Source organism: Glutamicibacter halophytocola (assembly GCF_001302565.1).
GTDB lineage: Bacteria > Actinomycetota > Actinomycetes > Actinomycetales > Micrococcaceae > Glutamicibacter > Glutamicibacter halophytocola.
Genome location: NZ_CP012750.1, coordinates 99010 through 117493 on the forward strand (window position 1 = coordinate 99010; position 18484 = coordinate 117493).

General features: G+C 56.0%; 7 protein-coding genes and 5 rRNA genes. 10 read left to right on the forward strand and 2 right to left on the reverse strand.

Going from position 1 to position 18484, the window contains the following annotated elements; all coding sequences use genetic code 11:
* Nucleotides 1–867: a Rossmann-like and DUF2520 domain-containing protein gene (locus AOZ07_RS00470; protein WP_060700216.1), complete on the forward strand. Its 867-nt coding sequence runs from the start codon at nucleotides 1–3 to the stop codon at nucleotides 865–867.
* A 4-nt stretch (nucleotides 868–871) separates the two neighbouring features.
* Entirely contained in the window at nucleotides 872–1738 is an 867-nt protein-coding gene (gene panC / locus AOZ07_RS00475; protein WP_060700217.1) for a pantoate--beta-alanine ligase, read from the forward strand.
* A 9-nt stretch (nucleotides 1739–1747) separates the two neighbouring features.
* Here the strand turns inward: panC and AOZ07_RS00480 are convergent, their stop codons facing one another.
* The gene (locus AOZ07_RS00480; protein WP_060700218.1) at nucleotides 1748–2701 is read right to left on the reverse strand and encodes an NAD(P)H-dependent flavin oxidoreductase; all 954 of its coding nucleotides are present in this window, start codon (nucleotides 2699–2701) and stop codon (nucleotides 1748–1750) included.
* 446 nt (nucleotides 2702–3147) lie between these two features.
* Between AOZ07_RS00480 and AOZ07_RS00485 the strand changes: the two genes are divergently transcribed.
* The 5 genes from AOZ07_RS00485 to AOZ07_RS00510 all read left to right on the forward strand — a co-directional run bounded on the left by AOZ07_RS00485 (nucleotide 3148) and on the right by AOZ07_RS00510 (nucleotide 10618).
* Nucleotides 3148–4673, forward strand: a 16S ribosomal RNA gene (locus tag AOZ07_RS00485).
* A gap of 645 nt (nucleotides 4674–5318) precedes the next feature.
* Nucleotides 5319–8451, forward strand: a 23S ribosomal RNA gene (locus AOZ07_RS00490).
* Between the two features lie 170 nt (nucleotides 8452–8621).
* Nucleotides 8622–8738, forward strand: a 5S ribosomal RNA gene (gene rrf / locus AOZ07_RS00495).
* The 16S, 23S and 5S rRNA genes sit together here, the layout of an rRNA operon.
* A gap of 486 nt (nucleotides 8739–9224) precedes the next feature.
* Nucleotides 9225–9425 carry a helix-turn-helix transcriptional regulator gene (locus tag AOZ07_RS00505; protein WP_060700220.1) on the forward strand — a complete coding sequence of 67 codons (201 nt, stop codon included), beginning with the start codon at nucleotides 9225–9227 and terminating at the stop codon, nucleotides 9423–9425.
* The gene (locus AOZ07_RS00510; RefSeq protein ID WP_060700221.1) at nucleotides 9422–10618 is read left to right on the forward strand and encodes a type II toxin-antitoxin system HipA family toxin; all 1197 of its coding nucleotides are present in this window, start codon (nucleotides 9422–9424) and stop codon (nucleotides 10616–10618) included. Before AOZ07_RS00505 ends, AOZ07_RS00510 begins: the two co-directional genes overlap by 4 nt.
* 18 nt (nucleotides 10619–10636) lie before the next feature.
* Here the strand turns inward: AOZ07_RS00510 and AOZ07_RS00515 are convergent, their stop codons facing one another.
* Complete coding sequence (locus AOZ07_RS00515; RefSeq protein WP_236995226.1) at nucleotides 10637–11023, reverse strand: MepB family protein; 387 nt, start codon at nucleotides 11021–11023, stop codon at nucleotides 10637–10639.
* An 841-nt stretch (nucleotides 11024–11864) separates the two neighbouring features.
* Here AOZ07_RS00515 and AOZ07_RS18575 point away from each other — a divergent pair.
* From AOZ07_RS18575 to AOZ07_RS00530, 3 genes are all read left to right on the forward strand, one after another.
* Nucleotides 11865–12125, forward strand: a complete 261-nt coding sequence (locus tag AOZ07_RS18575) for a hypothetical protein (protein WP_146277286.1) — start codon at nucleotides 11865–11867, stop codon at nucleotides 12123–12125.
* Between the two features lie 898 nt (nucleotides 12126–13023).
* A 16S ribosomal RNA gene (locus AOZ07_RS00525) occupies nucleotides 13024–14549 on the forward strand.
* 646 nt (nucleotides 14550–15195) lie between these two features.
* A 23S ribosomal RNA gene (locus AOZ07_RS00530) occupies nucleotides 15196–18327 on the forward strand.
* The last annotated feature ends 157 nt before the right edge of the window (nucleotides 18328–18484 follow it).

The window sequence follows — 18484 nt, forward strand, 5'->3', positions numbered from 1 at the left end:
GTGGACGCACCACGATTGGGAATCGGCATCATCTCCGCCGGCAAGGTCGGCACCGTGCTAGGCGCCGCGCTGGCAGCCAGCGGGCACCGGATCACCGGCATCCACGCGGTCTCCGAGGCTTCCCGGGTTCGCGCCGACGCGCTGCTGCCCGGCGTTGAGCTGCTGGATCCCGCAGAAATCCTGCGCCGCAGCGAACTGGTGCTTTTTGCGGTGCCAGATGATGTGCTCGGCGATCTGGTCGCTGGCTTGGCCGCGGCCGGCCACATCCAGTCCGGGCAGCTGATCGCCCATACCGCCGGGCGCTACGGCACTTCCATATTGCAGCCGGCCCTGGACGCCGGGGCTTTTGGCCTGGCGATCCACCCGGCAATGACCTTCACCGGAATGAGCATGGACCTGGCGCGGCTCACCGACTGCGTTTTTGCGGTCACCGCCGATGAGGTCATGCTGCCGGTGGCCCAGGCGCTGGTGGTGGAAATGCGCGCCGAACCGGTAGTGATCGCCGAGGCCGACCGGGCCAGCTATCACGCGGCCCTGGCCCATGCGGCCAACCACCTGAACACCATCACCGCGCAGTCCGCGGACATCCTGCGCCGCATCGGCGTTGAGGATCCGGCCAATACCTTGCGCGCGCTAATGGGCGCCAGCCTGGATAACGCCCTGCGTTCCGGGGCCGGGGCGCTGACCGGCCCGGTGGCCCGGGGAGATATCGGCACCGTGGCCGCCCACCTCCAGGCCCTGGCCAGCGATCCGGCTGAGACCAATAATTCCTATCGCAGCCTCTCGCGTGCCACCGCCCTGCGCGCGGGATCACGCGGGCTGATCTCGCAGGGCACGCTCGAAGAACTGCTGCGAGTTCTAGAATAGAAGGGTGAAAACCCCCAAGATCTGTAAAACCCGTGCCGAGCTGAAGGCTGCCATTGCCCAAGCCAACCCGGGATCATTGGGCTTTGTGCCCACCATGGGAGCCCTGCATGCCGGCCACGCATCTCTCTTCAGCGCCGCCCGCGAAGAGAATGAACTGGTGGTCATCTCGATCTTTGTCAACGAGCTGCAGTTCAACGATGCCACCGACTACGCCCGCTACCCGCGCCAGCTTGAAGCGGATGCGCAGCTGGCTGGCGCAGCCGGGGTCGACATTATTTTTGCTCCCGAGGCTAGCGAGGTCTATCACGCCGGCCTGCCGCTGATCCAGCTGAACTCCGGAACCATGGGCGAGCTGTATGAAGGCGCTTCCCGGCCCGGCCATTTTGATGGCATGCTGGCCGTTGTCTCCAAGCTCCTGCACCTGGCCGACCCGCGCCAAGGCGAGTACCGCGCGTACTTCGGGCAGAAGGATGCCCAGCAGGTAGTGCTGATCCGCCGCATGGTGGCCGACCTGGACTACCCGGTGCAGCTTCGCCTGGTGCCGATCGTGCGCAGCGAGAAGGGCCTGGCCCTTTCCAGCCGCAATGCGCTGCTCAGCGAAGAAGAGAAGGAAGCGGCCCTGGTATTGCACCGGGCGATCAAGCTCATCGCCGATCGGGCCGCCCGCCATGAGCCATTGGATATCGAGGACGCCATCGGATTGTTCCAGATGGAACCGCTGGTTGAACTGGACTACTTCGTGGTGGTTGACCCGAACACCCTCCAGGAGCTGGCCTTCAACTGCCAGGACACCCCTTTCACCGGCGAAGGCCTGATCCTGGTGGCGGCCACCGTCGGCAAGGTGCGGCTGATCGACAACCAGCCGATCTAGTCCCGGGCCCTAGGCGAAACGGCGGGCCGTGTCGTTCAAGATCTGCCGGAAGCCGGACAGCTCGGCCATGACTTCGCCTGCAGTTTGAGCCGTCTGCACAAACTGCACCGCCTGGCCGGCATAAACCGGGGCCATATCTGGCTGCGCATCCGCGCGGGCCTGCACCATCTGGTCACGCAGTGCGCCGCTCGCTTCCCATGAGGACAGGTCCTCATGGCTGTCGCTGAACTGGTTGCGCAGGGCGCGGCCGCCGAACTCGGCGGGCCATGGAAGTTGCTGGGCGATATCAAAGGCACGGGTATAGGTGGTGTCGTCCATGCCGGCCTGGCGTACGGCAGCTTTGAAATTCTCATGTCCCAGCGACTCTGTTGCGGAGAGGAAGCGGGTGCCGACCCAGGCGGCCTGGGCCCCGGCGGCGAGCACCGCAGCGACCCCGTGGGCGGTGCCAACGCCGCCCGCGGCCACTACCGGCTTCAGGTGTTGCGCAGTGGCTAGCTGCAGGAGAGGCAGCGTGCCGGATTCATTGCGCCCATGCCCGCCGCCTTCGCCGCCGCGAGCAATGATGATGTCGATGTCATCTTCCATGGCCCGATCCAGCTCTGCTGCGCTGCCTACCTGCATAGCGGTGAGCACCCCCGCCTCGTGAGCCAACGCTGCACCTCGGGAGACATCACCGAAGCTCAGCGAGACCAGCGATGGGGAGAATTCGAGGAAGCTCTCCAGCGGGGATAAGTCGCTTTCCAGGGACCAGGCCATGAAGCCGACGCCCCAGGGCGAATCCAGAGAGGCAACGTATCCTGCCTGTTCCTCGATCCATTCCTTCTTTGGCGATCCGGATACCCCGATCATCCCCACGCCGCCGGTCTGCGAAACGGCAGCGGCCAGGGCGCCCCCTGCTGCTCCTGCCATCGGCGCGTTGAAGATTGGTTCGCGGTAGCCAAGCAGGCGTTGTAGGTCGCTCATGTGCCCAGACTAGAACAGCAAACTTGATGTGACCTAGAACGCGGCCCCTCGATTTGTAACATCGCGGAAACCTCTGTATAGTTTTTATCTGTTGCCGGAACGGAAACAACACGGAATCTACGAGTTGTTTACCCGGTAGCCAATCACTTTTCACCGAAGAGTTTCGACCGGTTTTGATCGGATCACGAAACATGGTAGGCTAGAAAAGTTGCTCCGGAGCGAAGCAGCCGCTGAGTTTGTGGTGGTTGTGGTGTCGAGAGTGTTTGTTGTTTGAGAACTCAATAGTGTGCCAAGTTTGTTGATACCGAATATTTTTATTTGGTGAATACATAACATTTGCTTGAGGCATTGCACCCCCGTGTAGTGTTCTTGAGTGTTTTTTATTCGCCAGGATTTTTTCATTGATTCTCCCTTATTTTCCGAGGGGTTTCGGTGGCTTTTTGTTTTTTATGGAGAGTTTGATCCTGGCTCAGGATGAACGCTGGCGGCGTGCTTAACACATGCAAGTCGAACGATGAAGCCCAGCTTGCTGGGTGGATTAGTGGCGAACGGGTGAGTAACACGTGAGTAACCTGCCCCCGACTTTGGGATAAGCCCGGGAAACTGGGTCTAATACCGGATATGACTTCCTGCCGCATGGTGGGTTGTTGAAAGATTTATCGGTGGGGGATGGACTCGCGGCCTATCAGCTTGTTGGTGAGGTAATGGCTCACCAAGGCGACGACGGGTAGCCGGCCTGAGAGGGTGACCGGCCACACTGGGACTGAGACACGGCCCAGACTCCTACGGGAGGCAGCAGTGGGGAATATTGCACAATGGGCGGAAGCCTGATGCAGCGACGCCGCGTGAGGGATGACGGCCTTCGGGTTGTAAACCTCTTTCAGTAGGGAAGAAGCGAAAGTGACGGTACCTGCAGAAGAAGCGCCGGCTAACTACGTGCCAGCAGCCGCGGTAATACGTAGGGCGCAAGCGTTATCCGGATTTATTGGGCGTAAAGAGCTCGTAGGCGGTTTGTCGCGTCTGCCGTGAAAGTCCGAGGCTCAACCTCGGATCTGCGGTGGGTACGGGCAGACTAGAGTGATGTAGGGGAGACTGGAATTCCTGGTGTAGCGGTGAAATGCGCAGATATCAGGAGGAACACCGATGGCGAAGGCAGGTCTCTGGGCATTTACTGACGCTGAGGAGCGAAAGCATGGGGAGCGAACAGGATTAGATACCCTGGTAGTCCATGCCGTAAACGTTGGGCACTAGGTGTGGGGGACATTCCACGTTTTCCGCGCCGTAGCTAACGCATTAAGTGCCCCGCCTGGGGAGTACGGCCGCAAGGCTAAAACTCAAAGGAATTGACGGGGGCCCGCACAAGCGGCGGAGCATGCGGATTAATTCGATGCAACGCGAAGAACCTTACCAAGGCTTGACATGTGCCAGACCGCTCCAGAGATGGGGTTTCCCTTCGGGGCTGGTTCACAGGTGGTGCATGGTTGTCGTCAGCTCGTGTCGTGAGATGTTGGGTTAAGTCCCGCAACGAGCGCAACCCTCGTTCCATGTTGCCAGCACGTAGTGGTGGGGACTCATGGGAGACTGCCGGGGTCAACTCGGAGGAAGGTGGGGATGACGTCAAATCATCATGCCCCTTATGTCTTGGGCTTCACGCATGCTACAATGGCCGGTACAATGGGTTGCGATACTGTGAGGTGGAGCTAATCCCTAAAAGCCGGTCTCAGTTCGGATTGGGGTCTGCAACTCGACCCCATGAAGTCGGAGTCGCTAGTAATCGCAGATCAGCAACGCTGCGGTGAATACGTTCCCGGGCCTTGTACACACCGCCCGTCAAGTCACGAAAGTTGGTAACACCCGAAGCCGATGGCCTAACCACCTTGTGTGGGGGGAGTCGTCGAAGGTGGGACTGGCGATTGGGACTAAGTCGTAACAAGGTAGCCGTACCGGAAGGTGCGGCTGGATCACCTCCTTTCTAAGGAGCTAACCATTTTTTGGTTGCCCAGGCTGGACACGAGTGTTGTCCGGGTGGGTTGCTCATGGGTGGAATATCAATGAACTCAGTACTGGAAAGCGCGTGTGCCTGATCGGCCCCTTGTGGGGTTGTGTGGTGCGGGCGGGGTACTGGCTGTGGCTGTGCGGCGCTGTTGTTGTCGAGTACGCATCCTTTGGGGTGTTGGAAAGATGGTGGTGGTGTTGTGTGGCTTGTATGGTTTGGCATGCTGTTGGGTTTTGAGGCAACAAGCCTCCTTGCCTGGCTGGTGATTGGCTGTTGGCCTTTGATGCGTTTTGTGCGTGTTGGGGGTTGGTGGTGGTTGCTGGTTGGGGTTTGCAAGGGGTTCTTGGTGTTTCGGTGTTTGTCCTGTGTTTGCCGTGGGCGTGCCTGGCGTGGTGGTGGTTTGTGGTTTTCATCCTTTGGGGTGGGGGTTGCGGGTTGTTGCCGCGGGGGTGTGTTTGCGGGGGTGCGGGGTTGTTGTTTGGGAACTGTATAGTGAACGCGAGCATCTTGCAGATGAGATGAGCTTTGGGGTCCTTTTCCTTGGATTCTGGGGTGTTTGAGTCTTGTCTGCGTGATTTTGTTAGATTGTTTTATTGCTCAATTCTGAGAACTTTGTTTTGTGTTGAAGTTTTTAAGGGCGCACGGTGGATGCCTTGGCATCAAGAGCCGATGAAGGACGTGGGAATCTGCGATAAGCCTGGTGGAGTCGATAACCGGACGTTGATACCAGGATTTCCGAATGGGGGAACCCCGCACCATGTTATGTGGTGTGACCTGCAGCTGAATGTATAGGCTGTGTGGAGGGAACGCGGGGAAGTGAAACATCTCAGTACCCGCAGGAAGAGAAAACAATAGTGATTCCGTTAGTAGTGGCGAGCGAACGCGGATGGGGCTAAACCGGTTGGTGTGTGATAGCGGATAGGCGTTGCATCATCGGGGTTGTGGGGTTGACATGTACCAGTGCTATCTTGCTGGTGGGATGAGGTGCAGGCGTATAGGTGAATCGGTTGGAATGCCGGACCATAGAGGGTGATAGTCCCGTAGGTGTAATGCGTGTCTGCCGTTCTAGTGTTGATACCCGAGTAGCACGGGGCCCGTGAAACCTTGTGTGAATCTGCCAGGACCACCTGGTAAGCCTGAATACTACTTGATGACCGATAGTGAATCAGTACCGTGAGGGAATGGTGAAAAGTACCCCGGGAGGGGAGTGAAATAGTACCTGAAACCGTGCGCTTACAATCCGTCAGGGCCTGGGACTTGTTCCTGGGTGATGGCGTGCCTTTTGAAGAATGAGCCTGCGAGTTAGTGCTGTGTCGCGAGGTTAACCCGTGTGGGGTAGCCGTAGCGAAAGCGAGTCTGAATAGGGCGTTTGAGTGGCACGGTCTAGACCCGAAGCGAAGTGATCTACCCATGGCCAGGTTGAAGCGCGTGTAAGAGCGTGTGGAGGACCGAACCCACTTCAGTTGAAAATGGAGGGGATGAGCTGTGGGTAGGGGTGAAAGGCCAATCAAACTTCGTGATAGCTGGTTCTCCCCGAAATGCATTTAGGTGCAGCGTTGCGTGTTTCTTGCTGGAGGTAGAGCTACTGGATAGGCGATGGGCCCTACAAGGTTACTGACCTTAGCCAAACTCCGAATGCCGGTAAGTGAGAGCGCAGCAGTGAGACTGTGGGGGATAAGCTTCATAGTCGAGAGGGAAACAGCCCAGAACGCCAACTAAGGCCCCTAAGCGTGTGCTAAGTGGGAAAGGATGTGGAGTTGCTGTGACAACCAGGAGGTTGGCTTAGAAGCAGCCACCCTTGAAAGAGTGCGTAATAGCTCACTGGTCAAGTGATTCCGCGCCGATAATGTAGCGGGGCTCAAGCACACCGCCGAAGTTGCGTCATTCAAATATTAACCTGGTTTCGATTGGGTGTTTGGATGGGTAGGGGAGCGTCGTATAGCGGGTGAAGTCGCGGTGGAAACCAGCGGTGGACGCTATACGAGTGAGAATGCAGGCATGAGTAGCGAATGACGGGTGAGAAACCCGTCCGCCGAATGATCAAGGGTTCCAGGGTTAAGCTAATCTGCCCTGGGTTAGTCGGGGCCTAAGGCGAGGCCGACAGGCGTAGTCGATGGATAACGGGTTGATATTCCCGTACCGGCGAAGGACCGCCCATACTGAGCTGTGGATGCTAACCATGATGGATCATGATTGTTGCAGCCTTCGGGTTGTTGGTTGTGTGATGTGGTGGGAACCGATGCAGTGAGGTCAGCGTATTAACAGGTGTGACGCAGGAAGGTAGCCGAGCCAGGCAATGGAATTGACCTGGTCCAAGGGTGTAGGAAGAGTGGTTGGCAAATCCGCCGCTCATATGTTCTGAGACCTGATAGGCGCCCGCTTTGGTGGGTGATTCGGTGATCCTATGCTGCCTAGAAAAGCATCGGCGCGAGGTCCCAGTCCGCCCGTACCCCAAACCGACACAGGTGATCAGGTAGAGAATACTAAGGCGATCGAGAGAATCATGGTTAAGGAACTCGGCAAAATGCCCCCGTAACTTCGGAAGAAGGGGGGCCTGCCTCGTGATCAGCTCTTGCAGTTGTGAGCGGGTGTGGGCCGCAGAGACCAGGGGGAAGCGACTGTTTACTAAAAACACAGGTCCGTGCGAAGTCGCAAGACGATGTATACGGACTGACTCCTGCCCGGTGCTGGAAGGTTAAGAGGACTGGTTAGCCCTAGTGGCGAAGCTGAGAATTTAAGCCCCAGTAAACGGCGGTGGTAACTATAACCATCCTAAGGTAGCGAAATTCCTTGTCGGGTAAGTTCCGACCTGCACGAATGGAGTAACGACTTCCCCGCTGTCTCAACCATGAACTCGGCGAAATTGCAGTACGAGTAAAGATGCTCGTTACGCGCAGCAGGACGGAAAGACCCCGAGACCTTTACTATAGTTTGGTATTGGTGTTCGGTGCAGCTTGTGTAGGATAGGTGGGAGACTGTGAAGCTTGGACGCTAGTTCAGGTGGAGTCATCGTTGAAATACCACTCTGGCTGTATCGGTCACCTAACTTCGGACCATGATCTGGTTCAGGGACAGTGCCTGATGGGTAGTTTAACTGGGGCGGTTGCCTCCTAAAATGTAACGGAGGCGCCCAAAGGTTCCCTCAGCCTGGTTGGCAATCAGGTGTCGAGTGTAAGTGCACAAGGGAGCTTGACTGTGAGAGTGACAGCTCGAGCAGGGACGAAAGTCGGGACTAGTGATCCGGCGGCACCTCGTGGAAGGGCCGTCGCTCAACGGATAAAAGGTACCTCGGGGATAACAGGCTGATCTTGCCCAAGAGTCCATATCGACGGCATGGTTTGGCACCTCGATGTCGGCTCGTCGCATCCTGGGGCTGGAGTAGGTCCCAAGGGTTGGGCTGTTCGCCCATTAAAGCGGTACGCGAGCTGGGTTTAGAACGTCGTGAGACAGTTCGGTCCCTATCCGCTGCGCGCGTTGGAAATTTGAGAAGGGCTGTCCTTAGTACGAGAGGACCGGGACGGACTAACCTCTGGTGTGTCAGTTGTACTGCCAAGTGCATCGCTGATTAGCTACGTTGGGAAGGGATAACCGCTGAAAGCATCTAAGCGGGAAGCCTGCTTCGAGATGAGATTTCCATGCACCTTGAGTGTGTGAGGCCCCCAGCTAGACCACTGGGTTGATAGGCAGGATGTGGAAGCAAGGACTGAAGACTTGTGTAGCTGACCTGTACTAATAGGCCGATGACTTTCAACACACAATAAAGCATTATTTGAACTAACAATTTTTCAATGCTGCTCGCGTTCACTATGCGGTTACGAGACAACAACCTCTGAAACCATAAAACTTTTGCAGGTGCAGGGCTTCGGTCCTGGCACTGGAAACACATATGACCAGGAATGGTTGGTTTGTGTGCTTCGTGATTGTTACGGCGGTCATAGCGTGGGGGAAACGCCCGGTCCCATACCGAACCCGGAAGCTAAGGCCCATTGCGCCGATGGTACTGCACTCGTGAGGGTGTGGGAGAGTAGGTCACCGCCGGACTTAACTTGGATAATATGTGGTTTGGGCCCTGACACAGTTTGTGTGTCAGGGCCCTTGCTTGTTTAACCAGTGAAACAGGTTGGTGGGGGTTCGGGTGTGTGCCTGGCCCCCTTTTTTTCCTGTTTAAAGAGCGTTGGATGCTGACCGGCTACCGCGGCGTCTTAGCGGAGAGCGACATGCCAGGCGCTGGAATGTGAGTCCAGTTCAGGCGGACCATCGTTCTGATCCCAGGCTCTCGAGTCGACTAAGTTGGGCAGGCGGCTTCTGGCAGATCACCGCGCCATTATAGTGGAGCATCACTGCTTCTGCAGCGATCACTTCCCCAGAGCAGTAGATCGGCAAAGTTTTGCCTATCAGGTTGTCTGGGGCCCGATCATCTTCGCTAGTCCGGCATTCCGGTAACTTCTTGCCGAATTCTGTGCTGTAGTGAATGATTAGGAACAGAATGTTGCCAATCGGCGACATACTGCCGGAAAAGGATCATTCATGAATTCAGTGACGGAGCTCGGAGCAGAATTGCAACGCGCCAGAAAACAGAATGGCCTGACACAGGAGCAGCTGGCTGAATTAGCCGGCATCTCCGAACGTACACTGCGCTCCATAGAGCGCGGCGCGGGGAACCCATCCATTGATGCCGTGTTCTCTGTAGCAAATGTTCTCGGCCTGCGAATTGTTGTGGCTCAATGAATCCACAACTCCAAGACCTCAAGCTTGTCACTCAGGCTGACGTGTACTGCAACGAAAGCCTGGCCGGCTATCTAACCAGGCAAGCAGATGGAAGCGTTGCCTTCACCTATGACGAGAACTATCTTGCAGGCGGCCGCTCGGCCATTGCTACATCTCTGCCTGTTTCCCCGGAGCCATACTTTGGCCCCGGGGGCGCCTTGCCGTCGTTCTTCTCGGGGCTATTACCCGAAGGCCATCGTCTTACTGTCCTCAAAGACGCAACTAAGACTAGCCTCTCCGACGAGCTGACTCTATTGATGGCCGTTGGCTCTGATACCCCCGGCAACGTTCGCATTGTCCCGGCGGGGTCGGCACTGGAACAAGCTCCGGTGGTTGCCGATTTCAGCAGCGCAGCTGACCTCGACTTCTCAGTTCTCGCACGGACCCTGGACCGCCACTCGATACCTGGTGTGCAAGACAAGATCAGCGCAACGATGCTGACGACTCCAGTGGAATTCAAGAACAGCGCATATCTGCTCAAGCTCGATCCTCGTGATCACCCGCATCTGGTGGTTAACGAGGCCCAGCACCTGAAGGCAGCAAAAGCGCTCAAGCTTCCGGTGGTTAGCAATCAGCTAGTTCTGGACTCGAAGGGGAGCCAGGGGCTCCTGGTCGAGAGATTCGATCGCAAAGCCATCGGGAAAACAGACCATACGATCCGGTTGGCATTGGAAGATGCCATGCAGGTACTGAACCTTCCGCCGGCAAGCAAGTATGCCGTGGGAACGGAGCAAGTCATTGAGGCGTTAGCGCTACAGTGCCAAGCTCCGGTGCTCGCGAGACGCAACCTGTACATGCAGTTCGTTTTTGCCTGGCTAACCGGCAACGGCGATTTGCATGGAAAGAACGTTTCGATTCTGGCGGACGAGTATGGACGGTTCAGCGTTGCACCCATCTATGACATCCCCTGCACCTTGGTCTACGGCGATGACACCATGGCGCTGACCGTCGCAGGAAAGACAAAGAACCTGAAGAGGAAGCACTGGGACGAACTTGCCGGAGGGCTGGGGCTAACTGGCCGTGCTGCGCAGTCTGCCAACCAGTTAGCCCTGAAAGCGGCGATGGCCGTAGACCTTGGTGAACTTCCGTTTGATGGGTCGCCTCTGCGCGGTGCACAAAGGGAGCTGCGGTTTCGGCGCATGGAGATGGAGTAGACGTCCGAGCGCCCTGAGCTAGCCGGCGAGTAACGTGAACGCAGGCAGCTGACTTTCCTGGCTTTTCTTTGCTTGTCCCTTGAGCCCAGTGGTCCAAGAAGGATAGATGCGGAAACCGCGCTTGCCCGGAGAGGACGTTGAGGCGAAGATGCCCAGGCGCTCGAGATGCTGTTGAGCGAAGCGAAAGACTCCGAAGTTTTTGCCTTCCTCGATGAAGACCAGGACCCCGTGGAGCCTTTCGTCGAATTCGTAGGGCGCAGTAGTCCCAGTATTGTCACGCTTCCATATGGCTACGAACCCACCTGACTTGGTGGGCGTGATCCGTGCGGTCCTGATGCGCCACAGCTGACCGTCAATCTCGGCGACCCCAGCTTGGTAGTCGCTCTGCTGCTCATCGGGAGTCACTCCACTGTGTGTACGGCCGGTAACGAGGCAATAGCGTTCTAACGCGGTGTACTTCAAAGTATCACTTCATTGGTGTAGGTACGTCCGTGGTGTAGCCATCCTCGCAGAGGGCGATGAGGCCATTGCCTACAATGATGCCAGCTTGCTGTTCGTTCCAGGTGCAGCTATTCAAGGCTAGCCGCAGTCCTATGTACTTACTATTGCGCTGGCGCGCTCGCTATATTCACAAGCCGATCTCGGAACGGAATTTGCGGGCCCCTTCTGCAGTGGGGCGATCCGACAACGCAATACTGGCTTTCAGGAATCGGACCCGGTCCTAAACCACGCGAGCAAATCAGGTTGGTGGCTCCAAGAGCCAATCGATCCGTGTCTTGCTTACCGTATTAGAGAAAGTGTTGGTTGCGCGCACCCAGGACGACACTTCCGGTAATCTCCATTGGATCCGAAGAGCACTATTGGATGGCGGAGCAAAAACGGGACTTTCCGAGCCCGGCTTACGGAGCCTGCGATGCAGCGTCAGCCGGCAGTGCCTGCTGGCATTGGGACTTTACGTGAAACCCGGACAACTTATCGTTGAAGCTGCTGCCTCCCTCATCAGCTTCCGGCATCATGCGGCACGGCACTAGACGCACCACCCCTTCATCCGGCCCGCGACAGCTTGGGCTTGCCGAACTCAGCCAAGCTGATCCCAACAATGCGGGGATTGCAGGGAAGGGCGAAGACGCGATGGAAGCCGTGCCCACGTTGACCAACCAAACGGACAGTGCCGCAATTCAGCGGAAGTACATGCAGTTTCTGGTGGACAGGGGCGAGGGGATTAAGCCGCAAGGGAGCTGCCTATGTGGCGCTCCACAACCAGGGTTCGATGGAAGCGCTCATTGACGACATGTGGCGTTCTATGGGACGAGGCGCTCCACGTGCACGAGTAGTCCAGTTGGCCAACGCCCAGGCGCAATTCCAAACGGCTCATGCGTTCGCAGATGGTGGTTGCGGCTCCCCTCCCGTGTTGGTTACCCCGATGCTTCCGGCTACAGGAGCAGTTGAATCAGCGACCTCGCTGGCATCTGCCGGGTTATCCATGAACGCGGGTCGCTACTTCTAGGCATACGCTTCCGTGAGCCTCAGCGATGCAGCTCCGATTGTCGTGGAATCTACGGGGACCTCGATACGTGCCCCTTCCAGCAGGAGCGTTCGGATCGACCATCTAGCGAGAGCGATGCAATCCGGCCGATGAGAAGCTCAGGAGGTTCAGGCCGCAGTTGATGGCTTGGGGATTGATCGCTTCGTGTCTTGACCGGCTATGAGCGCGGACTTCTCTGCGAAGTTGTTGAGCGCTTACGGCACGGGCGCACTCAGGGCGTTGTAACAGGCTGAAGAGAGGGGAATCCTAGGAGAACAATTAGCGCAAGCGCATAAACGGATTTGGCGAGACGAGGGAATTCTAGATTCCTTGGACATTTACTGGCACGGTTGCTTTGTAAGCTCCGAAACGGCCCATTTGGATTAAGTGTCCACGGTCACCGCCACAAACCACCCACCCGATTTGCACCACCCCCAAAACCTGTGTATAGTTTTTCCTTGTCGCCGAGAGCAAAACGGAAGAAATAACCGGATGCAAAACGGAGGCAAAACCCCAGAAAATCAACGGTTTTCGCACAGGTCACTGTCGGAATTCATTGATAAATGGGAATCGTGAATACTGTTTCAAATCACAAACAATTGATTTGACTTTCAGAAATTCACGGTGATAAGATTTGAATATAACGCTGGACGAAATCATGGCTCGAATTGACGGGTTGTGGAGAACCGGTAAGTGTTTGTTGTTTGAGAACTCAATAGTGTGCCAAGTTTGTTGATACCGGATATTTTTATTTGGTGAATACATAACATTTGCTTGAGGCATTGCACCCCCGTGTGATGTTCTTGAGTGTTTTTTATTCGCCAGGATTTTTTCATTGATTCTCCCTTATTTTCCGAGGGGTTTCGGTGGCTTTTTGTTTTTTATGGAGAGTTTGATCCTGGCTCAGGATGAACGCTGGCGGCGTGCTTAACACATGCAAGTCGAACGATGAAGCCCAGCTTGCTGGGTGGATTAGTGGCGAACGGGTGAGTAACACGTGAGTAACCTGCCCCCGACTTTGGGATAAGCCCGGGAAACTGGGTCTAATACCGGATATGACTTCCTGCCGCATGGTGGGTTGTTGAAAGATTTATCGGTGGGGGATGGACTCGCGGCCTATCAGCTTGTTGGTGAGGTAATGGCTCACCAAGGCGACGACGGGTAGCCGGCCTGAGAGGGTGACCGGCCACACTGGGACTGAGACACGGCCCAGACTCCTACGGGAGGCAGCAGTGGGGAATATTGCACAATGGGCGGAAGCCTGATGCAGCGACGCCGCGTGAGGGATGACGGCCTTCGGGTTGTAAACCTCTTTCAGTAGGGAAGAAGCGAAAGTGACGGTACCTGCAGAAGAAGCGCCGGCTAACTACGTGCCAGCAGCCGCGGTAATACGTAGGGCGCAAGCGTTATCCGGATTTATTGGGCGTAAAGAGCTCGTAGGCGGTTTGTCGCGTCTGCCGTGAAAGTCCGAGGCTCAACCTCGGATCTGCGGTGGGTACGGGCAGACTAGAGTGATGTAGGGGAGACTGGAATTCCTGGTGTAGCGGTGAAATGCGCAGATATCAGGAGGAACACCGATGGCGAAGGCAGGTCTCTGGGCATTTACTGACGCTGAGGAGCGAAAGCATGGGGAGCGAACAGGATTAGATACCCTGGTAGTCCATGCCGTAAACGTTGGGCACTAGGTGTGGGGGACATTCCACGTTTTCCGCGCCGTAGCTAACGCATTAAGTGCCCCGCCTGGGGAGTACGGCCGCAAGGCTAAAACTCAAAGGAATTGACGGGGGCCCGCACAAGCGGCGGAGCATGCGGATTAATTCGATGCAACGCGAAGAACCTTACCAAGGCTTGACATGTGCCAGACCGCTCCAGAGATGGGGTTTCCCTTCGGGGCTGGTTCACAGGTGGTGCATGGTTGTCGTCAGCTCGTGTCGTGAGATGTTGGGTTAAGTCCCGCAACGAGCGCAACCCTCGTTCCATGTTGCCAGCACGTAGTGGTGGGGACTCATGGGAGACTGCCGGGGTCAACTCGGAGGAAGGTGGGGATGACGTCAAATCATCATGCCCCTTATGTCTTGGGCTTCACGCATGCTACAATGGCCGGTACAATGGGTTGCGATACTGTGAGGTGGAGCTAATCCCTAAAAGCCGGTCTCAGTTCGGATTGGGGTCTGCAACTCGACCCCATGAAGTCGGAGTCGCTAGTAATCGCAGATCAGCAACGCTGCGGTGAATACGTTCCCGGGCCTTGTACACACCGCCCGTCAAGTCACGAAAGTTGGTAACACCCGAAGCCGATGGCCTAACCACCTTGTGTGGGGGGAGTCGTCGAAGGTGGGACTGGCGATTGGGACTAAGTCGTAACAAGGTAGCCGTACCGGAAGGTGCGGCTGGATCACCTCCTTTCTAAGGAGCTAACCATTTTTTGGTTGCCCATGCTGGACACGAGTGTTGTCCGGGTGGGTTGCTCATGGGTGGAATATCAATGAACTCAGTACTGGAAAGCGCGTGTGCCTGATCGGCCCCTTGGTGGGGTTGTGTGGTGCGGGCGGGGTACTGGCTGTGGCTGTGCGGCGCTGTTGTTGTCGAGTACGCATCCTTTGGGGTGTTGGAAAGATGGTGGTGGTGTTGTGTGGCTTGTATGGTTTGGCATGCTGTTGGGTTTTGAGGCAACAAGCCTCCTTGCCTGGCTGGTGATTGGCTGTTGGCCTTTGATGCGTTTTGTGCGTGTTGGGGGTTGGTGGTGGTTGCTGGTTGGGGTTTGCAAGGGGTTCTTGGTGTTTCGGTGTTTGTCCTGTGTTTGCCGTGGGCGTGCCTGGCGTGGTGGTGGTTTGTGGTTTTCATCCTTTGGGGTGGGGGTTGCGGGTTGTTGCCGCGGGGGTGTGTTTGCGGGGGTGCGGGGTTGTTGTTTGGGAACTGTATAGTGAACGCGAGCATCTTGCAGATGAGATGAGCTTTGGGGTCCTTTTCCTTGGATTCTGGGGTGTTTGAGTCTTGTCTGCGTGATTTTGTTAGATTGTTTTATTGCTCAATTCTGAGAACTTTGTTTTGTGTTGAAGTTTTTAAGGGCGCACGGTGGATGCCTTGGCATCAAGAGCCGATGAAGGACGTGGGAATCTGCGATAAGCCTGGTGGAGTCGATAACCGGACGTTGATACCAGGATTTCCGAATGGGGGAACCCCGCACCATGTTATGTGGTGTGACCTGCAGCTGAATGTATAGGCTGTGTGGAGGGAACGCGGGGAAGTGAAACATCTCAGTACCCGCAGGAAGAGAAAACAATAGTGATTCCGTTAGTAGTGGCGAGCGAACGCGGATGGGGCTAAACCGGTTGGTGTGTGATAGCGGATAGGCGTTGCATCATCGGGGTTGTGGGGTTGACATGTACCAGTGCTATCTTGCTGGTGGGATGAGGTGCAGGCGTATAGGTGAATCGGTTGGAATGCCGGACCATAGAGGGTGATAGTCCCGTAGGTGTAATGCGTGTCTGCCGTTCTAGTGTTGATACCCGAGTAGCACGGGGCCCGTGAAACCTTGTGTGAATCTGCCAGGACCACCTGGTAAGCCTGAATACTACTTGATGACCGATAGTGAATCAGTACCGTGAGGGAATGGTGAAAAGTACCCCGGGAGGGGAGTGAAATAGTACCTGAAACCGTGCGCTTACAATCCGTCAGGGCCTGGGACTTGTTCCTGGGTGATGGCGTGCCTTTTGAAGAATGAGCCTGCGAGTTAGTGCTGTGTCGCGAGGTTAACCCGTGTGGGGTAGCCGTAGCGAAAGCGAGTCTGAATAGGGCGTTTGAGTGGCACGGTCTAGACCCGAAGCGAAGTGATCTACCCATGGCCAGGTTGAAGCGCGTGTAAGAGCGTGTGGAGGACCGAACCCACTTCAGTTGAAAATGGAGGGGATGAGCTGTGGGTAGGGGTGAAAGGCCAATCAAACTTCGTGATAGCTGGTTCTCCCCGAAATGCATTTAGGTGCAGCGTTGCGTGTTTCTTGCTGGAGGTAGAGCTACTGGATAGGCGATGGGCCCTACAAGGTTACTGACCTTAGCCAAACTCCGAATGCCGGTAAGTGAGAGCGCAGCAGTGAGACTGTGGGGGATAAGCTTCATAGTCGAGAGGGAAACAGCCCAGAACGCCAACTAAGGCCCCTAAGCGTGTGCTAAGTGGGAAAGGATGTGGAGTTGCTGTGACAACCAGGAGGTTGGCTTAGAAGCAGCCACCCTTGAAAGAGTGCGTAATAGCTCACTGGTCAAGTGATTCCGCGCCGATAATGTAGCGGGGCTCAAGCACACCGCCGAAGTTGCGTCATTCAAATATTAACCTGGTTTCGATTGGGTGTTTGGATGGGTAGGGGAGCGTCGTATAGCGGGTGAAGTCGCGGTGGAAACCAGCGGTGGACGCTATACGAGTGAGAATGCAGGCATGAGTAGCGAATGACGGGTGAGAAACCCGTCCGCCGAATGATCAAGGGTTCCAGGGTTAAGCTAATCTGCCCTGGGTTAGTCGGGGCCTAAGGCGAGGCCGACAGGCGTAGTCGATGGATAACGGGTTGATATTCCCGTACCGGCGAAGGACCGCCCATACTGAGCTGTGGATGCTAACCATGATGGATCATGATTGTTGCAGCCTTCGGGTTGTTGGTTGTGTGATGTGGTGGGAACCGATGCAGTGAGGTCAGCGTATTAACAGGTGTGACGCAGGAAGGTAGCCGAGCCAGGCAATGGAATTGACCTGGTCCAAGGGTGTAGGAAGAGTGGTTGGCAAATCCGCCGCTCATATGTTCTGAGACCTGATAGGCGCCCGCTTTGGTGGGTGATTCGGTGATCCTATGCTGCCTAGAAAAGCATCGGCGCGAGGTCCCAGTCCGCCCGTACCCCAAACCGACACAGGTGATCAGGTAGAGAATACTAAGGCGATCGAGAGAATCATGGTTAAGGAACTCGGCAAAATGCCCCCGTAACTTCGGAAGAAGGGGGGCCTGCCTCGTGATCAGCTCTTGCAGTTGTGAGCGGGTGTGGGCCGCAGAGACCAGGGGGAAGCGACTGTTTACTAAAAACACAGGTCCGTGCGAAGTCGCAAGACGATGTATACGGACTGACTCCTGCCCGGTGCTGGAAGGTTAAGAGGACTGGTTAGCCGTAAGGCGAAGCTGAGAATTTAAGCCCCAGTAAACGGCGGTGGTAACTATAACCATCCTAAGGTAGCGAAATTCCTTGTCGGGTAAGTTCCGACCTGCACGAATGGAGTAACGACTTCCCCGCTGTCTCAACCATGAACTCGGCGAAATTGCAGTACGAGTAAAGATGCTCGTTACGCGCAGCAGGACGGAAAGACCCCGAGACCTTTACTATAGTTTGGTATTGGTGTTCGGTGCAGCTTGTGTAGGATAGGTGGGAGACTGTGAAGCTTGGACGCTAGTTCAGGTGGAGTCATCGTTGAAATACCACTCTGGCTGTATCGGTCACCTAACTTCGGACCATGATCTGGTTCAGGGACAGTGCCTGATGGGTAGTTTAACTGGGGCGGTTGCCTCCTAAAATGTAACGGAGGCGCCCAAAGGTTCCCTCAGCCTGGTTGGCAATCAGGTGTCGAGTGTAAGTGCACAAGGGAGCTTGACTGTGAGAGTGACAGCTCGAGCAGGGACGAAAGTCGGGACTAGTGATCCGGCGGCACCTCGTGGAAGGGCCGTCGCTCAACGGATAAAAGGTACCTCGGGGATAACAGGCTGATCTTGCCCAAGAGTCCATATCGACGGCATGGTTTGGCACCTCGATGTCGGCTCGTCGCATCCTGGGGCTGGAGTAGGTCCCAAGGGTTGGGCTGTTCGCCCATTAAAGCGGTACGCGAGCTGGGTTTAGAACGTCGTGAGACAGTTCGGTCCCTATCCGCTGCGCGCGTTGGAAATTTGAGAAGGGCTGTCCTTAGTACGAGAGGACCGGGACGGACTAACCTCTGGTGTGTCAGTTGTACTGCCAAGTGCATCGCTGATTAGCTACGTTGGGAAGGGATAACCGCTGAAAGCATCTAAGCGGGAAGCCTGCTTCGAGATGAGATTTCCATGCACCTTGAGTGTGTGAGGCCCCCAGCTAGACCACTGGGTTGATAGGCAGGATGTGGAAGCAAGGACTGAAGACTTGTGTAGCTGACCTGTACTAATAGGCCGATGACTTTCAACACACAATAAAGCATTATTTGAACTAACAATTTTTCAATGCTGCTCGCGTTCACTATGCGGTTACGAGACAACAACCTCTGAAACCATAAAACTTTTGCAGGTGCAGGGCTTCGGTCCTGGCACTGGAAACACATATGACCAGGAATGGTTGGTTTGTGT